This is a genomic window from Streptomyces sp. NPDC001980 (assembly GCF_040296885.1).
GTDB lineage: Bacteria > Actinomycetota > Actinomycetes > Streptomycetales > Streptomycetaceae > Streptomyces.
Genome location: NZ_JBEOYD010000040.1, coordinates 63,387 through 80,639, shown reverse-complemented (window position 1 = coordinate 80,639; position 17,253 = coordinate 63,387). Strand labels below are relative to the sequence as shown.

Annotated in this window: 18 protein-coding genes; 7 read left to right on the top strand and 11 right to left on the bottom strand. The window is 72.7% G+C overall.

From position 1 onward, the window contains the following. Nucleotide 1: 1 nt before the first annotated feature. The 6 genes from ABT137_RS40560 to ABT137_RS40535 all read right to left on the bottom strand — a co-directional run bounded on the left by ABT137_RS40560 (nt 2) and on the right by ABT137_RS40535 (nt 4,539). Complete coding sequence (locus tag ABT137_RS40560; RefSeq protein ID WP_351716878.1) at nt 2-415, bottom strand: hypothetical protein; 414 nt, start codon at nt 413-415, stop codon at nt 2-4. A gap of 72 nt (nt 416-487) precedes the next feature. After that, entirely contained in the window at nt 488-1,111 is a 624-nt protein-coding gene (locus tag ABT137_RS40555) for a carbonic anhydrase (RefSeq protein WP_351716876.1), read from the bottom strand. A gap of 149 nt (nt 1,112-1,260) precedes the next feature. Then, on the bottom strand, nt 1,261-2,190 hold the full coding sequence (locus tag ABT137_RS40550; RefSeq protein ID WP_351716874.1) for an ABC transporter substrate-binding protein: 930 nt from the start codon (nt 2,188-2,190) through the stop codon (nt 1,261-1,263). A 9-nt stretch (nt 2,191-2,199) separates the two neighbouring features. Beyond that, nucleotides 2,200-2,862: an ABC transporter permease gene (locus tag ABT137_RS40545; protein ID WP_351716873.1), complete on the bottom strand. Its 663-nt coding sequence runs from the start codon at nt 2,860-2,862 to the stop codon at nt 2,200-2,202. Between the two features lies 1 nt (nt 2,863). Beyond that, nucleotides 2,864-3,505 carry an ABC transporter permease gene (locus ABT137_RS40540; RefSeq protein ID WP_351716871.1) on the bottom strand — a complete coding sequence of 214 codons (642 nt, stop codon included), beginning with the start codon at nt 3,503-3,505 and terminating at the stop codon, nt 2,864-2,866. Beyond that, nucleotides 3,502-4,539 carry an ABC transporter ATP-binding protein gene (locus ABT137_RS40535; protein WP_351716869.1) on the bottom strand — a complete coding sequence of 346 codons (1,038 nt, stop codon included), beginning with the start codon at nt 4,537-4,539 and terminating at the stop codon, nt 3,502-3,504. The genes ABT137_RS40540 and ABT137_RS40535 overlap by 4 nt, the downstream gene beginning before the upstream one ends. 141 nt (nt 4,540-4,680) lie before the next feature. Here ABT137_RS40535 and ABT137_RS40530 point away from each other — a divergent pair, with 141 nt between their 5' ends. From ABT137_RS40530 to ABT137_RS40520, 3 genes are all read left to right on the top strand, one after another. Next, entirely contained in the window at nt 4,681-6,189 is a 1,509-nt protein-coding gene (locus ABT137_RS40530) for an aromatic amino acid ammonia-lyase (RefSeq protein ID WP_351716867.1), read from the top strand. Then, nucleotides 6,186-7,028, top strand: coding sequence for a MurR/RpiR family transcriptional regulator (locus tag ABT137_RS40525; RefSeq protein WP_351716865.1), 843 nt, complete (start codon nt 6,186-6,188; stop codon nt 7,026-7,028). The genes ABT137_RS40530 and ABT137_RS40525 overlap by 4 nt, the downstream gene beginning before the upstream one ends. A gap of 129 nt (nt 7,029-7,157) precedes the next feature. Further along, entirely contained in the window at nt 7,158-7,760 is a 603-nt protein-coding gene (locus tag ABT137_RS40520) for a hypothetical protein (RefSeq protein WP_351716864.1), read from the top strand. A 7-nt stretch (nt 7,761-7,767) separates the two neighbouring features. On the opposite strand, the gene ABT137_RS40515 is transcribed toward ABT137_RS40520, so the two are convergent. The 5 genes from ABT137_RS40515 to ABT137_RS40495 form a co-directional block, all read right to left on the bottom strand. Continuing rightward, nucleotides 7,768-8,142 (bottom strand): roadblock/LC7 domain-containing protein, encoded by a 375-nt coding sequence (locus ABT137_RS40515; protein WP_351716862.1) that lies wholly within the window; start codon nt 8,140-8,142, stop codon nt 7,768-7,770. Nucleotides 8,143-8,158: 16 nt separating this feature from the next. Further along, nucleotides 8,159-8,659, bottom strand: coding sequence for a roadblock/LC7 domain-containing protein (locus ABT137_RS40510; protein ID WP_351716860.1), 501 nt, complete (start codon nt 8,657-8,659; stop codon nt 8,159-8,161). Nucleotides 8,660-8,690: 31 nt separating this feature from the next. After that, nucleotides 8,691-9,482, bottom strand: a complete 792-nt coding sequence (locus ABT137_RS40505; RefSeq protein WP_351716858.1) for a transcriptional regulator — start codon at nt 9,480-9,482, stop codon at nt 8,691-8,693. Further along, the gene (locus ABT137_RS40500) at nt 9,479-9,868 is read right to left on the bottom strand and encodes a hypothetical protein (protein WP_351716856.1); all 390 of its coding nucleotides are present in this window, start codon (nt 9,866-9,868) and stop codon (nt 9,479-9,481) included. The genes ABT137_RS40505 and ABT137_RS40500 overlap by 4 nt, the downstream gene beginning before the upstream one ends. Before the next feature lie 172 nt (nt 9,869-10,040). Next, nucleotides 10,041-11,441 (bottom strand): type III PLP-dependent enzyme domain-containing protein, encoded by a 1,401-nt coding sequence (locus ABT137_RS40495; RefSeq protein WP_351716911.1) that lies wholly within the window; start codon nt 11,439-11,441, stop codon nt 10,041-10,043. A gap of 180 nt (nt 11,442-11,621) precedes the next feature. Here ABT137_RS40495 and hutU point away from each other — a divergent pair, with 180 nt between their 5' ends. The 4 genes from hutU to hutI all read left to right on the top strand — a co-directional run bounded on the left by hutU (nt 11,622) and on the right by hutI (nt 17,252). Beyond that, complete coding sequence (gene hutU / locus ABT137_RS40490; protein WP_351716854.1) at nt 11,622-13,286, top strand: urocanate hydratase; 1,665 nt, start codon at nt 11,622-11,624, stop codon at nt 13,284-13,286. Nucleotides 13,287-13,483: 197 nt separating this feature from the next. Next, a complete protein-coding gene (locus ABT137_RS40485) occupies nt 13,484-14,686 on the top strand; it encodes an allantoate amidohydrolase (RefSeq protein ID WP_351716909.1) in 1,203 nt (400 codons plus the stop codon). Continuing rightward, on the top strand, nt 14,677-16,038 hold the full coding sequence (locus ABT137_RS40480) for a formimidoylglutamate deiminase (RefSeq protein ID WP_351716907.1): 1,362 nt from the start codon (nt 14,677-14,679) through the stop codon (nt 16,036-16,038). Before ABT137_RS40485 ends, ABT137_RS40480 begins: the two co-directional genes overlap by 10 nt. A gap of 35 nt (nt 16,039-16,073) precedes the next feature. Next, nucleotides 16,074-17,252 (top strand): imidazolonepropionase, encoded by a 1,179-nt coding sequence (gene hutI, locus ABT137_RS40475; protein WP_351716852.1) that lies wholly within the window; start codon nt 16,074-16,076, stop codon nt 17,250-17,252. Nucleotide 17,253: the final 1 nt, after the last annotated feature.

Below are 17,253 nucleotides of genomic sequence, written 5' to 3'. Positions count from 1 at the left end.
GTCAGTCCTCGTGGTCGCGGTCGCCCCGGTGGAACAGGCCGGGGTTGATGCGGACGGCCTGGGTCGCGTTGACGCCGACGATGCCGATCCAGGTGACGATCACGCCCGTCATGCCGCCGAACGCGCCGCTGATCGCGGAGAGCGGGATCGCCAGCACCAGCGAGACGATCCCGAAGCCGAAGCGCTCGCCCCAGGAGTCGGTGCCCTTCGGCCTGCGGGCCCCGCGGGCCGCCTGCATCTGCTGCTCGGCCAGGCCCCGGCGCAGCCGGCGCTCCACCGCGGAGTCGATGCGCTGGTCGATCTTCTCCAGGAAGGAGTCGACCAGCTCCGACTCGTACTCGGGCCCCAGGTCCCTGCGGGCGTGCAGGGTGGCGGCGAGGTCCTTCTTCAGGTCGGTGTCGTGAACGTCCGTCATGGCGTCCACCGTAGGGGCCGGAAGAGCCCGTCGCACTGGGGAAATCCCCCGGATCCGGCGGGGGGACCGCCCTCAGGGCAGCAGTGACACCAGCCCGCTGCCGGCGTCGAACCGGGCCGCCACCACCGACGCCCCCGCGAACCCGGAGTCCGCCCGGATCGCGTCCCGCGCCCACACCGTCTGGGCCCGCATGGTGTGCTCGGCCCAGTCGCCGGGCAGCGCCCTGGTGCGGCGGGCGGCCGGTGCGATCTCGTCGACGAGGAGTTCCAGGTGACCGGGGACGGGCGCGCCGGTGCGCAGCCGGGCGAGGGTGGCGGCGACGGCCTCGCAGCCCTCGTGACCGAGGACCACGACCAGCGGGACGCGCAGTTCCTGCACGCCGTACTGGAGGGAACCGAGCACCGCCTCGTCCAGCACCTGCCCGGCCGTCCTCATGGTCAGCAGGTCGCCGAGGCCCTGGTCGAAGACCAGTTCCGGGGCGGCGCCGGAGTCCACGCAGCCGAGCACCACCGCGCACGGGTGCGGTGCGGCGGCCCGGCTCCGGCGGGTGCGGCCGGTGGCGTACCGCCGGTTGCCCTGGAGCAGCTCGTCGAGGGCCGCGCTCGCCGAGGCGGGGACGACGGCCGCCGGTGCGAGGGCGACGGCGGGTGCGCCGACGGCGGTGGCCGTCGGAAGGGCCCTGGGGTTCGAGGCCATGACGCTTCCTCAGGTGCTGGCGCTGATAGTGCTCATCACTGTACGCGGCGGAAACGTTACGTTCGGTATCGGTTTAATGGCTCTTGGCCGGATCATCGCCCGCGCGATACCGAGCCGGTGGGCGGTGGCCGGTGATCAGTAACGGGCGGTCAGGCCAGCCCGTGCTGCTTCGCGTAGGCGGCCGCCACGTCCTCCGGGTCCTTCTTGTCGTTGTCGACCTGGCTGTTGAGCTGGGTGAGCTGCTCGGTGGTGAGGACGTTGCCGAGTCGGGCGAGGGCCTTGCGGACCGTGTCGTCGGCCTTGCGGTCGGCGATCAGCGGGACGATGTGCTGGCTGGGGATCAGGTTCTTCGGGTCGGCCAGCACCACCCAGCCGTTGGTGGCGATGTCGGTGTCGGTGGTGAACAGGTTCGCCACGTCCACGTCGCCCTTCTTCAGCGCGCCCTTGACCAGCGGCCCGTCCGAGTCCAGTGACTTGAACTCCTTGAACTCGACGCCGTACACCTCCTGCAGCCCGACCGCGCCCACCCGGCGCTTCTTCACCTCGGGCGCGGCCCCGATGACCAACTTGCCGTTCTGCCTGGCCAGGTCGGCGAGGGAGGTCAGGCCGTACTTCTGGGCGGTGGCCCGGGTGACGACGAAGCAGTCGGAGTCGGCGGCCTGCCCGTACGGCAGCACCTGGAGGCCGGCGGGCAGCGCGAGGGTGAGCGCGTTCTGCATGGTGCCCGGCTCGGCGGAGGCGTCCTTCGGGGCGAGGTAGTTGAGCAGGGCGCCCTGGTACTCGGGCAGCAGGTCGATGTCGCCGGCCTTGAGCGCCGGGATCACGATCTCCCGGGTGCCGAGGTTCGGGCGGACCTTCACCTTCACGCCGGCCTTCTCCAGTACGGCCGCGTAGAGGTAGCCGAGCACCTGGTTCTCGGTGAAGTTGGCGGTGCCGATGGTGATGCCGCCCTTGCTGGAGCCGCCGCCGGCGGTCGAGCCGCTGCTCTCGTTCAGGGAGGTGATACCGCTGGAGCAGGCGGCGAGGGCGGGGACGGAGCCGGCGGCGAGCAGGCCACCGAGGAGGGTACGACGGTTCATGCGAGTTCCCTAGGCAGTGCGGTGGCGGAAGAGGAAGCGCTGGAGGGTGCTCAGGAGCAGGTCGAGGACGACGGCGACGAGCGCGACCAGCACCGCGCCGCCGAGTACCTGGACGAGGTCGCGCTGGGCGAGTCCGTCGAAGACGTAGCGGCCGAGGCCGCCGAAGGAGACGTACGCGGCGATGGTCGCGGTGGCCACCACCTGGATGAGCGCGAGGCGCAGGCCCGTCATGATCAGGGGGAGGGCGAGCGGCAGCTCGACCTGGAAGAGGACCTGGTGGCCGCGCATGCCCTGGCCGCGGGCCGCGTCCTTCACGTCCGGGTCGACGGCGGTCATGCCGGCGTAGGTGTTGGTGACGATCGCGGGGACGGCGAGGGCGACCAGCGCCACGTACACCGGCAGCATGGACAGGCCGCCCGCGAGGAAGACCAGTACCACCAGGCCGACGGTCGGGAGGGCGCGGCCGAAGGACGCCAGGTTGATGGCGAGGAACGCGCCCTTGCCGGTGTGGCCGATCAGCAGGCCGAGCGGGAGGCCGATCGCGGCCGCGATGAGGGTCGCGAGGAGCGAGTACTGGAGGTGCTCGGCGAGCCGGTGGGCGATGCCGTCCTGCCCGGCCCACTGGGAGCCGCTGGTCAGCCAGGTGCCGAGGTTCTTGAAGAGTTCGAACATGTCAGGCTCGCCTCCGCCGCCACGGGGTCAGTACGTACTGGAGGGCCACCAGCAGCGCGTCCGCGACCACCGCGAGCAGGATCGTGAGGACCACGCCCACGATCACCGGGGTCGGGAAGTCGCGCTGGAAGCCGTCGGTGAAGAGCTGGCCGAGGCCGCCGTCGCCGATGTAGGTGGCGACGCTCACCAGAGAGATGGACATGACCGTGGCGATCCGGACGCCCGCCATGATCACGGGGAGGGCCAGCGGGAGCTCGACGGTGAGGAGGGTGCGCAGCGGGCGGGTGCCCATCGCCTTCGCCGCCTCCTTGGTCTTCGCGGGGACCGAGTCCAGGCCCTCGACCGTGTTCCGCAACAGCACGACCAGGGTGTAGACGGTCAGGCCGATGACGGTCGTGGTCCGGGTCAGGCCGCTGACCGGGAGCAGCAGTACGAAGATCGCGATCGAGGGGATCGTGAAGAGCACGTTGGAGAGGCCGAGCAGGAAGCCGCGCAGCGGGCGGACCCGGTGGGCGACCACCGCGAGCGGCAGCGAGATCACCAGGCCGAAGAAGACGGCGGTCATCGCGGCCTGGAGGTGGGAGAGGGTGAGGCTGGTGAGGTCGTCGGTGTGGTCGCCGATCCACGACCAGTCGACGGTCATGCCGCCACCACCCGGGCCGCGCTGTGCGCCTGACCGGCGTGCACGTGGATGTCGTCGCGGGAGGAGACGCCGGTGAGCCTGCCTTCCGCGTCGACGCGGGCGACGAGCCCGGTCGGGGAGGCGATCGACTCGTTGAGCGCGGAGAGCAGGGAGTCGTCGTCCGTCAGCGGCCGTACGGGGAGTTCGGCGTCCTTCGCGGTCCAGTGCAGGGGCTTGCCCGCCGGGTCCAGGACGAGGGTCCAGGTGCCGTCCTTGGGTGCCGGGCCCTGCGGGACGTCGGCGAGGGTCTTCAGGGAGAGCAGCTTCAGGCCGCGCTCGGCGCCGAGGAAGTCGGCCACGAAGTCGTCGGCCGGACGGGCCAGAAGTTCCTCGGGCGGGGCGCACTGGACCAGATGGCCGCCGGTGCGGAAGATCGCGATCCGGTCGCCGAGCCGTACGGCCTCGTCGACGTCGTGGGTGACGAAGACGATGGTCTTGTTCAACTCCTTCTGGAGCCGGAGCAGTTCGTCCTGGAGCTGGGTGCGGACCACCGGGTCGACGGCGCCGAACGGCTCGTCCATCAGCAGCACCGGCGGGTCGGCGGCCAGCGCGCGGGCCACGCCGACGCGCTGCTGCTGGCCGCCGGAGAGCTGGTGCGGGTAGCGCTTGCCGGAGTCGGCGGCGAGGCCGACGGTCTCCAGGAGTTCGGCGGCGCGGGCGCGGGCCTTCTTCCGGTTCCAGCCGAGCAGCAGCGGGACGGTGGCGACGTTGTCCAGCACCGTGCGGTGCGGGAAGAGGCCGGCCTGCTGGATGACGTACCCGATGGACCGGCGCAGCTCCGCGGCGTCCTGCTCGGTGACGTCCTTGCCGTTCACCTTGATCGTGCCGGAGGTCGGCTCGACCATCCGGTTGATCATCCGCAGGGTGGTGGTCTTGCCGCATCCGGAGGAGCCGACCAGGACGGTGACCCCGCCCTCCGGCATCTCCAGGGAGAGATCGTGGACTGCTGTCGTGCCGTTGGGGAAGCGCTTGTGGACCGCATCGAACTGGATCATGAGATGTCCCTTGCCCGGCTGTATAACGTCATGCAGAGTTCTCGGTAGGTGAATAGGTTGTCAACGGTCTCGCGTTAATCCGAGGTAACGGATGACCGCAACGCAAGATCGGGTGTCCGGATCGAGGGGAGTTTGGGCGTAATGTCGTCTCGTATTGTGGACGCTCCCGGAATAGCGCATTCCGGCCTGGTGGTCCTCGACGGCATCGGCATGGGTGTCGAGGACGTCGTACGTCTCGCCGACGGCAGCGCCCGCCCGGTCCCGGGCACCGAGGCGATGCGCCGTGCGGAGGAGTCCTGGAACGCGGCCCGGCAGATCGCCGCGACCGGCCGCGTCTACGGCCGATCCACCGGCGTCGGCGCCAACCGGAACGAGGACGTGCCCACCGAGGCCGCCGCCGGACACGGACTGCGGCTGCTGCGCAGCCATGCCGGGGCGATCGGTGACGAACTGCCCGCCCGGCAGGTCCGCGCGATGCTCGCGGTGCGGGCCAACCAGCTGCTGGCCGGCGGCGCGGGCCTCAGGCCGACCGTCGTGACGGCCCTCTGCGAGGCGCTGGAGGCGGGCGCCTATCCGGTCGTCAACGAGTTCGGCTCGGTCGGCACCGGGGACATCGCGGCGCTCGCCCAGGTCGGCCTCGCGCTGGTCGGGGAGCACCCCTGGCGGGGCTCCGGGGCGCCCGAGCCGCAGCCCCTCGACAACAACGACGCCCTCGCCCTGATCAGCAGCAACGCCCTCACTCTCGGCCAGTCGGCGCTCGCCCTGCACGAGTTGCGCGGGCTGATCGAGGCCACCCAGGTGGTGGCGGCCCTGTCACTGCTCGCCGTCGACGGCTCCCACGAGGCGTTCGCTGCGCCCGTGCACGCGGCCCGCCCGCACCGCGGCAGCGTCGAGGTCGCCCGCCGGATGCGGGAGCTGATCGGCGCCGCCGACCGGCCGACCCCGCCGCTCGGCCGGATCCAGGACCCGTACGGCTTCCGCTGCCTGCCCCAGATCCACGGCCCGGCCCATGACGCGGCCGACGCCCTGGAGCAGGTGCTCGCCGTCGAGATCAACGCGGCCGCCGAGAACCCCCTCATCTCACCCGAAGACCTGGCCGCCTACCACCACGGCGGCTTCTACCAGGCCCAACTCGCCCTCGCCCTGGACCACTTCCGGCTCGCCGTCACCCAGGTCGCGCGCCTGTCCACGTCCCGCCTCTCCTCCCTCAACGAGCCCGCCTTCACCCGCCTGCGCCCCTTCCTCGCCGACCAGGAGCCCGCCTCCTCCGGCGTGATGATCCTGGAGTACGCCGCCGGCGCCGCCCTCGGCGACCTGCGCGCCTTCTCCGCGCCCGCCTCCCTCGGGCACGCTGTACTCTCCCGAGGCGTCGAGGAGCAGGCCAGTTTCGCCTCGCTCGCCGCCCGTCAAACGCTGCGCGCCTGCCGTGCGTACCGTCTGGTGGTCGGCTGCGAACTCGTCGCCGCCGTACGGGCGCTGCGCCAGCGCGAGCTGCGTCCCGACCCCGGGCTGGGGGCGGGGCGGGCGCTGGAGCTCGCCGAGGCGGCGCTGGAGGCGGACCCGGCCGACCGGCCGCTCACGGGCGACGTCACCGCGGCGGCCGGGCTGCTCGACCGGTTCACGGACATCTGGAGGGGGAGCACGTCATGAACGTGACCGACAGCCCTGCGACTCGCTTGCAGGCGCTCTTCGAGGGGCACCGGCTCACGCCGACCCAGCGGCGCATCGCGCACAGCATGGTGCGGCGCGCCGCCGACGTGCCCTTCCTGTCCAGCGTGGAGCTGGCCGAACTGGCCGGGGTCAGCCAGCCCTCCGTCACCCGCTTCGCGGTCGCCCTCGGCTTCGACGGCTACCCGGCGCTGCGCAAGCACCTGCGCGAGGTCGTGCCGCCCGAGCAGGCGGCCGGGTCCGGGTCGTACAACGAGTACCAGCAGGCCGTCGAGGCCGAGATCGAGAACCTCCGGCACCTCGCCGAGGTGCTCGCCGACCCGCGTCCGGTGCAGCAGGCGGGCCGGCTGTTGGCCGCCTCCCGGCCGCTCCCGGTCCTCGGACTGCGCGCCGCCGCCTCGCAGGCGTACGGCTTCGCCTACTTCGCCGCCAAGGTGCATCCGGATGTACGGCTCCTCAACGAGGGCGGCACGATGATCCACGACCGCATCGACGCGGCCGTCCTCGCCGGTGCCTCGGCGCTGCTGTGCTTCGCGCTGCCCCGGCATCCGCGCGAGGTCGTGGACACCCTGGGCTATGCCAAGGAGGCCGGGCTGACCGTCGTGACCGTCGCCGACTCCGCCTTCGCGCCCGTCGCCAAGGTCTCCGACCTGCTGCTGCCAGCCGCCGTCGGCACCGGGCTCGCCTTCGACACCGCGTGCGCGCCGATGCTGCTCGGCCGGGTGCTCCTGGAGGCGATGTGCGACGACCTGCCGGACGCGCAGGCCCGCCTGGAGGAGTTCGACACCCGGGCGGCGGCGCGGGGGCTGTTCGTGGAGTGACGGCCCGTCTGTGAATCCTCTTACAGGAGGATCCTCGTTTTCGGGCTGTTCCTTTAAGGCTCGTCTCACGTTCGCTGGTTAGCGTCCCGCCATACGGACTGGACCGACACCGGCGAGGAGGCTGCGGACATGGCGCGTGCGGGACGAGGGGTACGAGGCGGGCAGGGCCTGGCCCGGGTGGCCGTGGTCGTACGGGCCGGGGCCGCGCCGCTGTGGTGGGCCGGGGTGTTCGCGGCGGGCGTCGGGGTGCTGCCGCCGGGGTTCACCGGACGCCGTATCGGCGTCATGGCCGGGGCCGCGCTGTTCATCGTCGGCGCCGCCGTTGTGGCGCTCACCCGCCGCAAGCGGTACACCGCCCTGGTGCACGGGGCCGCCCGGGCCGGCAAGCACGACGTGCTCCAGGACCGGGCGGTGACCGTGCGGAACTGGCGCCGGGGGCACCGCTGGTGGCTGCTGCTGGCCGTCGCCGTCGCCCTCGGCTCGGCCTTCGTGGTGCCCGCGGCGGGCGGCATGCTGCTCGCCGGGACCGGCACCGGGCTGCGCCTGAAGGCGGCCTGGCTGGGCCGCCGGGAGAAGGCCGGCGAACAGCTGGTGTGGCTGCGCGTCGACTGGCTCGACCAGCGCGGCGGCCGCCCGGCCGGCAAGACCGTCAAGGCGTACCGCGGTACCGGCATCGCGGCGGGCGACGCGGCCCCGGGCGGGGCCCGCCGCCGCACCGCGGCGCTGGTGTGAGGTCCGGTCAGACCTCCAGGTCCTCCTCGATCTTCTTCAGCTGGTGCCGGGCCATCGCCAGGTTGGCGCGGTTCTGGTCGAGCACCAGGTAGAGGAAGAGGCCGTTGCCGCCCCGGCCCTTGAGCAGCCGGATCAGGTGGTACTGGTTGGAGAGCGTGATCAGGATGTCCTCGATCTCGCCCTTGAGGCCGAGGTGCTCCATGGTGCGCATCTTGGCGCGGATCACGTCGGTGTTGCCGGCGGCGGCCACGTTCAGGTCGAAGGACTTGCTGCCGCCCATCGTGCCCAGCGCCATCCCGCTGGTGTAGTCGACGAGCGCCACGCCGGTGGCTCCCTCGATGGAGGCGAGGCACTCTTTCAGCGCGGTTTCGGTGTTGGCCATGACTCTCTGGTTCCTTTCAACTGTCGGTTGCAGTGCGCGCGTCGGTGTTGGTACTGGTGCGTGCCGTGCGCGTGGTTCTGGTCCGTGTGGCTGCGGTGCGGGCGGGCCGCAGGGCCTTGGCGGCGGCCTCGGCGGCGTCGACCACCTCGCCGATCCGGGCGGCGGCCCGGCGGCCCTCCAGGTGGAGCCGGCCGACGTTCACCCGGTCCTCGGCGAGCAGGGTGAGCACGGCGCTGCGGCCGGCGGCATAGGTGGCGACGTACCCGTCCTCGCCGCGCACCAGCAGCTCCCTGAGCTCGCCCTTGCCGGTGGCGTCGGAGACCCGCACGGCGACGCCGAGCTCGGCCGCGGTGAGCGCGGCGAGGCCCTCCGGGTCGACGCCCGGGCAGTCGTGGGCGACGACCAGGCCGTCGACACCGGCCGCGAGGGCGCCGGTGAGCTGGGGCATCCGGGTGCGTAACCGGCGCAGTTCGTCGAGGACGGCCTCTCTGTCGGAGCTGCCGGGTTCTGCCGCCATCAGCTGTCTCCTCTCGGCGGGGCGGTGCCGTTCAAAGGGCCTCCAGCGCATCCCTGAGCCTCTTCAGCAGCGCGATGTCGGGGTCGGTGACCGGGGGAAGCGGAGGCGGGACGGGCGCGGTGTTCCTCGGGGCGAGGAGTCCGGCCGCCGCCAGCCGCCGTACGTCCACCAGCGTGTGGAAGGCCGGCCGGCCCAGCTCCCGGGCGATCTGCGGGGCCGTGCGGACACCGTCCACCCGGTCCAGGACCGCCCGCTGCCTGGGCGTGACCGGCGGTGGTGCGACGGGGTCGGCGCGGATCAGCGGGGCGCCGTCCGCCGACGGGTCGGGCCACATGCGGTGCAGCAGCTCGCGGCGTCGCAGGGTCTCGCGCTCCAGGGCGGTGACGGGAAGCGCGCGCAGCGGGCCGGCGGCGGCCGTGGTGCCGTAGCGGAACCGGCCCGGGGTGCTGCTGGGCGCCAGGGCGAAGTACCCGGCGTCGTACAGGGCGGCGAGCCGGCACACCTCCAGGGCGCCCCTCGGCAGCAGGCCGGCGGCGAGCAGCCGGTGGACGGCGGCGGGTATGTCGTCGGTCCAGGGCCAGGCCGCCGCGTCGAGCGTGCCGCGGGCCGTGAGGAGCACGTCGAGGCCGGGGGCGAGCGGGCTCTCGGCGTGCACCACGCGGCCCTCGGCCAGGTGCAGGGTGCCGTGCTCGCGGACCAGGACCCCGGTGGCCCGCTCCTCGGCGAGGCGTATCAGCATGGGTGAGAGCGCGCCGGACGCTCTCTCGTGCAGGGCCGTCCGGTCCCGGACCGGCAGCGGCGGGGGTGTCTCGACCACGGTCATCCCAGCACCAGCCGCTCGGCCATCTCGCCGAGCCGGATCCGGGCGAGGGCGAGATTGCCGTCCTCGCGGGTCAGCCACAGATGCAGGAACACGGTGGCGTCGAAGGACGTGACCACGAACCGCAGCAGGTGGTAGCTGTCCCGGTTGCTGACGATCAGGTCCTCCACCGGAGGGCTCACCTCGGTGTCGTCCGCCGTGCTGAACGCCCCGTGCTCGGCGGCCAGCCGGGCCAGCTCGGCGGCCTCCGCGGCAGTGGTCTCGTGGTCACCGCCGGGCGCCTCCCCGACCGTGCCCAGGGCCAGCCCGCTGGTCCAGTCGACCAACGCGGCGCCCCGGGCACCGGGCAGCCGCATCGCTTCCAGTAAGCACTCGTCGATTCCGGGCACCGTGGCTCCCCTCCCGCCGCGTGGGCCTCCGGTTGAGTGACGCAGACACTACGCAACGTGTGCGGGAGGAGTGAGTCGTTTGGCATTTTCCAGTGGAACATGCGTCCGGCAGGCTAGTGTTGGTCAACTGGGCTGCTTTTCACACCAGTTGATCCCTGCTTTCCGAGGTGTCTCAACGGCTCCCGGTTGCGCGCAGGGTGGTGAGCGCGTCGGCGTGCGCCCCTCCGGATTCGGCCACGACCTCGGCGACCGTCTGCGGTTCCCGTACGACGGCGAACGCCACGCCCCCGTCGCCGTCCGGAGCGAAGCCGTAAACCCCCGGCCGGGCAAGGGAGTTGTAGGAGTAGTGACTGCCGAAGTAGTACGCCCCGGTGTCCAGTGCCGCCGCGAGGTCCCCCTGCTCCAGCGGCGGCAGCGCGCGCCCCTCGGCGAGCAGATCGCCCGCGAAACAGGCCGGCCCCGCCACGTCCTGCACCACCGGCGCCCCCTCCTTGGGCCGCCCCTTCGCGTCGTACGCGGCGATCCGGAGCGGCCACGCCCCCGGCACGTACACCGTCCGCGGTGCCACCTGCACCCCCGCGTGCGTCACCGCGATCCGCCGCCCGCCGGAGCTCTTCGCGTACTCCACCCGGGCCACCACCGTGCCGTGCCGGGCCAGCAGCGACCGCCCGAACTCCGTCACCAGTCCGTACCGCCCGTCGAACAGCCCCGGCACCGCCTCCGCCAGCAGCCGCGCGTACTGCGCGAAGGTCGGCTCCGTCGCCTCGGAGGCGAAGTTGACCGAAAGCCCGCCCCCGATGTCGAGGGTGTCGACCTGCTGCCGCCCGACCCGCGTGTTGATCTCCTCGGCCAGCGCGTACGTCTCCGCCACGCCCCGTGCCAGCAGCGACAGCGAGATCCCCTGCGACCCGGTGTGCGCGTGCAGCCGCGTCAGCCACGGCCGCTCCGTGAACGCCTGGACGACCCACTCCCGGGCTCCCTCGTCCCGCAGTCCCACCCCGAATTTCGAGGTCGCGGTCGCGGTGGAGGTGGCCCCGATCGTCCCGGCCCCGATCTGCGGGTTCACCCGGATCCCGAGCGGTGGGGAGGTGGTGCCGGCCGTGTTCACGAGGGCGTCGAGGCGCCGGAGCTCCTGCGGGTTGTCCGCGTTCACGGCGACGCCCAGCGCCAGCGCCTCGCGCAGCTCCGGCTCCGTCTTCGCGGGCGCGTCGAACACGATCCGCTCCGCCGGGGTCCCGGCCGCCCGCGCCAGCGCCAGCTCGCCCGCGCTCGCCACCTCGGCGCCCAGGCCGGCCTCGGCCAGCAGCCGAACCACCGGGACCAGCGGGTTCGCCTTCACCGCGAAGGCGTGCAGGACCGCGGTGCCGGGCGCCGCGACCGCCTCGAACGCCCGGTGCAGCTCCGCGGCCGACGCGCGGATGCCCGTCACGTCCAGCAGGCCTACGATCGGCGCGTCCGGCCCCAGCAGTCCCTGCTCCACCGCCGCCCGCACGGCGTCGTCCCGCCGCCCGACCCGCTCACCGTCGTCCCCGTGTCCGTCCCTGTACCCGTCGTGCCCGTCGTACCCGTCCATGACGTCCCCCGACATGTCAGCGTCCGCACCCTTGAGGCCCATAAGTCCAGCGAAACATCCGGAACGCGACCGTGCTGGCGGACCGGACGTATTGACTAGTTCTATTCAGCGAGCCAGGATGTGAATAACCGCAGGAACACCACACTGGCCGTTGATCCCTGATCCGCTAGGAGGCAGACCATGTCAGGACCCCGCCCCGTACGAGCACCGCGCGGTACGGAACTGAGCGCCCTGGGATGGCAGCAGGAAGCCGCCCTGCGGATGCTGCAGAACAACCTGGACCCCGAGGTCGCCGAGCACCCCGACAAGCTCGTCGTCTACGGCGGCACCGGCAAGGCCGCCCGCGACTGGCGCTCCTTCGACGCCATGGTCCGCACCCTGCGCACCCTCAAGCAGGACGAGACCATGCTGGTCCAGTCCGGCCGCCCGGTCGGCGTGATGCAGACCCACGAGTGGGCGCCGCGCGTCCTCATTGCCAACTCCAACCTGGTCGGCGACTGGGCCAACTGGGAGGAGTTCCGCCGTCTGGAGGCCCTCGGCCTCACCATGTACGGCCAGATGACCGCCGGCTCCTGGATCTACATCGGCACCCAGGGCATCCTCCAGGGCACCTACGAGACCTTCGCGGCCGTCGCCGCCAAGAAGTTCAACGGCACCCTCGCCGGGACCATCACCCTCACCGCCGGCCTCGGCGGCATGGGCGGCGCCCAGCCCCTCGCCGTCACCATGAACGACGGCGTCGCGATCTGCATCGACTGCGACCCGCGCGCCATCGAGCGCCGCATCGAGCACCGCTACCTCGACGTGAAGGCCGACTCCCTCGACCACGCGCTCCAGCTGGCCACCGAGGCCCGCGACGCCCGCCGCCCGCTCTCCATCGGCGTCCTCGGCAACGCGGCCGACCTGGTGCCGCAGCTGCTCGCCATGGACGCGCCCATCGACATCGTCACCGACCAGACCTCGGCGCACGACCCGCTGGCCTACCTGCCGGTCGGCGTGGCCTTCGAGGACATGGCGGACGCGGCGGCCAAGGACCCGGCCGGGTTCACGACCCGCGCCCGGGAGTCGATGGCCAAGCACGTCGAGGCCATGGTCGGCTTCATGGACGCCGGCGCCGAGGTCTTCGACTACGGCAACTCGATCCGCGGCGAGGCGCAGCTGGCCGGCTACGAGCGGGCGTTCGCCTTCCCCGGCTTCGTCCCCGCCTACATCCGCCCGCTCTTCTCCGAGGGCAAGGGCCCCTTCCGCTGGGCGGCCCTGTCCGGCGAGGCCTCCGACATCGCCAAGACCGACAAGGCGATCCTCGACCTCTTCCCGGAGAACGAGTCCCTGCACCGCTGGATCAAGCTGGCCGGTGAGCGGGTCCACTTCCAGGGCCTGCCCGCGCGCATCTGCTGGCTCGGCTACGGCGAGCGGGACAAGGCCGGCGAGCGGTTCAACGACATGGTCGCGAGCGGCGAGCTGGCCGCGCCGCTGGCGATCGGCCGCGACCACCTCGACTGCGGTTCCGTGGCCTCCCCCTACCGCGAGACCGAGGCCATGCTCGACGGCTCCGACGCGATCGCCGACTGGCCGCTGCTGAACGCGATGGTCAACGTGGCGTCGGGTGCGTCCTGGGTCTCCATCCACCACGGCGGCGGGGTCGGCATGGGGCGGTCGATCCACGCCGGGCAGGTGACCGTCGCCGACGGTACGAAGCTCGCCGGTGAGAAGATCCGCCGGGTGCTGACGAACGACCCCGGTATGGGCGTCATCCGGCACGTGGACGCCGGGTACGACATCGCGGAGTCGGTCGCCGAGGAGCGCGGGGTTCGGGTGCCGATGCGTGAAGGTGAGTCCGCGTGACGAAGGGCGGGGACTCTTCGGTGGGGGCCGAGCTCTCGTCGCCGGGTGCGGGTGCGGGTGCGGGTGCGGGTGCGGGTGCGGCTGTGCCCACCCGTTCCGCCCTGTGGAACGACTGCCCACATCCTGTACGGCCTGTACGGGGCGAGGGCTCGCAGCCTGGTGCCACGCCGGCCGGCAGCGCGGCCTCCTTCCACTCCATGTGGCGTGACCTGCTCCCCGTCGGCCGGCACCCCGACTCCCGCGGTTACCGGCGCTACGCCTGGACCGGGGCCGATGGCGAGTGCCGGGCCTGGTTCCAGGAGCAGGCCGAGGCGCGCGGGCTGACGTACGAGGTCGACCGGAACGGGAACCAGTGGGCCTGGCTCGGGGATCCGGCGGCCGGGGACGCCGTCGTCACCGGGTCGCATCTGGACTCCGTGCCGGACGGCGGCGCCTTCGACGGCCCCCTCGGCGTCGTGTCCTCCTTCGCCGCCCTCGATGAACTCCGGGGGAGGGGAGCCGAGTTCACCCGGCCCCTCGCCATCGTCAACTTCGGTGACGAGGAGGGCGCCCGGTTCGGGCTCGCCTGTGTCGGGTCCCGGCTGACCGCGGGGCACCTGACCGTCGAGCAGGCCCACGGGCTCACCGACGGGGACGGCGTCACGCTGCCGCAGGCCATGGCGGCCGCCGGCTACGACCCCGACGCCATCGGGCCCGACCCCGAGCGGCTCGCGCGCATCGGTGCCTTCGTCGAGCTGCACGTCGAACAGGGCCGGGCGCTGGACCTGTCCGGCGACCGGGTCGGCATCGCCAGTGCCATCTGGCCGCACGGACGCTGGCGGTTCGACTTCCGCGGCGAGGCCAACCACGCGGGCACGACGCGGCTGGCGGACCGGCGCGACCCCATGCTGTCGTACGCCGAGACCGTGCTCGCCGCCCGCCGCGAGGCCGCACTCGCCGGTGCCGTCGCGACCTTCGGCAAGATCGCCGTCGAGCCGAACGGCGTCAACGCCATCCCCTCCCTGGTCCGCGGCTGGCTCGACTCCCGCGCCGCCGACCAGGCCACCCTCGACACCGTCGTCGGCGGCATCGAGAAGGCGGCCCGGGAGTACGCGGAGGCGCACGGCATCGACCTGGACGTGGTCCGCGAGTCGTTCACGCCGGTCGTCGAGTTCGACCACGCCCTGCGGAACGAACTGGGGCGCATCCTCGGCCGGGACACCGGTCTCACCGTGCCCGTCCTGGGTACCGGTGCCGGACACGACGCCGGGATCCTCTCCGGGAGCATCCCGACCGCCATGCTGTTCGTGCGCAACCCCACCGGCGTCTCGCACTCCCCGGCCGAGTTCGCGGCCGAGGACGACTGCGTGGCCGGGGTGAGCGCGCTCGCCGACGTACTGGAAGGGCTGGCCTGCGAGTGACGACACGGACGACGTACTGGTTGGAGCATGCCTGGCTGGACACGCACGTCGAGCCGGGCGTCGCCGTGGAGGTGGCCGGCGGCCGGATCACGGCGGTGCGGACCGAGGTGCCCGCGCCGCCGCCGGGTGCCGAGGTGCTGCGCGGCCTCACCCTCCCCGGCCTGGCCAACGCCCACTCGCACGCCTTCCACCGCGCCCTGCGCGGCACCGTCCAGGTCGGCTCCGGGACCTTCTGGACCTGGCGCGAGCTGATGTACACCTTCGCCGACGAGCTGACCCCGGAGACCTACCACGCGCTCGCCCGCGCGGTGTACGCCGAGATGGCGCTGGCGGGCGTCTCCTGCGTCGGCGAGTTCCACTACCTCCACCACGCCCCCGGCGGCACCCCGTACGCCGACCCCAACGCCATGGGCGAGGCGCTGATCGCGGCGGCCGCCGACGCCGGGATCCGGATCACCCTCCTCGACACCGCCTACCTCTCCTCCGGCATCCTGAGCGAGCACCGTGGCGAGCCGCCCAACACCCACCAGCTGCGCTTCTCCGACGGCAGCGCGGAGGCCTGGGCCGAACGCTGTTCAGTTCTCAAGGAACGGGATCACGCACGGATCGGGGCGGCGATCCACTCCGTACGGGCCGTACCCGCCGGGCAGTTGGCGACCGTGGCCGGCTGGGCCGAGGAGCGGCGGGCCCCGCTCCATGTGCACCTGTCCGAGCAGACGGCGGAGAACGACGCCTGCCTGGCCGCCCACGGCCGCACCCCCACCCGGCTGCTCGCGGACCACGGTGTCCTCGGCCCGCGCACCACGGGCGTCCACAACACCCACCTGACCGACGAGGACATCGCGCTGCTCGGCGGCTCCGGCACCGGCACCTGCATGTGCCCGACCACCGAGCGCGACCTGGCCGACGGCATCGGACCGGCCGTCGCCCTGCAGCGCGCGGGCTCCCCGCTCTCCCTCGGCTCCGACAGCCACGCCGTCATCGACCTGCTCGAAGAGGCGCGCGCGATGGAGCTGAACGAGCGGCTGCGCAGCCGCACCCGGGGCCACTGGACGGCCGCCGCCCTGCTGCGCGCCGCCTCCGCCGACGGGCACGCCGCCCTCGGCTGGGACAACGCGGGCGCCATCGAGACCGGCATGCTCGCCGACCTGACGACGATCGCGCTCGACTCCGTCAGAACAGCGGGGCCGGTACCGCGACTCGGCGCCGAGACGGCCGTATTCGCGGCGACCGCGGCGGACGTACGGCACACGGTCGTCGGGGGCCGGCACGTCGTACGGGACGGCGCGCACACCCTCGTACCCGATGTGCCACAGGCCCTCGCACGGGCCGTCGAAGCCCTCCGCACCTGACGACCAGCCCCCACAAGGACTCCGACGAGGCCATCATGAGCAGCAGCACCGCCATCACCAACATCGCCACGCTGGTCACCAACGACCCCTCCCTCGGTGACAACTCCCCTCTCGGTCTGATCCAGGACGCGGCCGTCGTCATCGAGGACGACCGCATCGCGTGGACCGGTGAATCCAGCAAAGCACCCGCCACTGACAATCGGGTCGACGCGGGCGGCCGGGCGGTGCTGCCGGGCTTCGTGGACTCCCACTCCCACCTGGTCTTCGCGGGCGACCGCACCCAGGAGTTCAACGCCCGCATGTCCGGCCGCTCCTACACGGCGGGCGGCATCCGGACGACCGTCGCGGCCACCCGCGCCGCCACGGACGAGGAACTGGAGCGGAACCTCACGCACTACCTGGCCGAGGCCCTCCGCCAGGGCACCACCACCTTCGAGACGAAGTCCGGCTACGGCCTGACGGTCGCCGACGAGGCGCGGGCCCTGCGCATCGCCGCCGCCCACACCGACGAGGTCACCTACCTCGGCGCCCACATCGTCTCCCCGGACCACGCCGACGACCCGGCCGCCTACGTCGCCCTCGTCACCGGCGAGATGCTCGACGCCTGCGCCCCGTACGCCCGCTGGATCGACGTCTTCTGCGAGAAGGGCGCCTTCGACGGCGACCAGGCCCGGACGATCCTCACCGCGGGCAAGGCCAAGGGCCTGACCCCGCGCATCCACGCCAACCAGCTCTCCTACGGCCCCGGCGTCCAGCTCGCCGTGGAACTCGACGCGGCCAGCGCCGACCACTGCACCCACCTGACGCCCGAGGACGTCGACGCCCTCGCCAACAGCCGGACCGTCGCCACCCTCCTGCCCGGCGCCGAGTTCTCCACCCGCGCCGAATGGCCCGACGCCCGCCGCCTCCTCGACGCCGGCGCGACGGTCGCCCTCTCCACCGACTGCAACCCCGGCTCGTCCTTCACCTCCTCGGTCCCCTTCTGCATCGCCCTGGCCGTGCGGGACATGCGCATGACCCCCGACGAGGCGGTCTGGTCGGCCACGGCAGGCGGCGCGGCGGCCCTCCGCAGGACGGACATCGGCCGCCTGACCCCGGGCGCCTACGCCGACCTGCTCCTGCTGGACGCCCCGAGCCATGTCCACCTGGCGTACCGGCCGGGGGTGCCGCTGGTCAGCGGGGTGTGGCGGAAGGGCGTCCGGGTCGTCGGCTGAA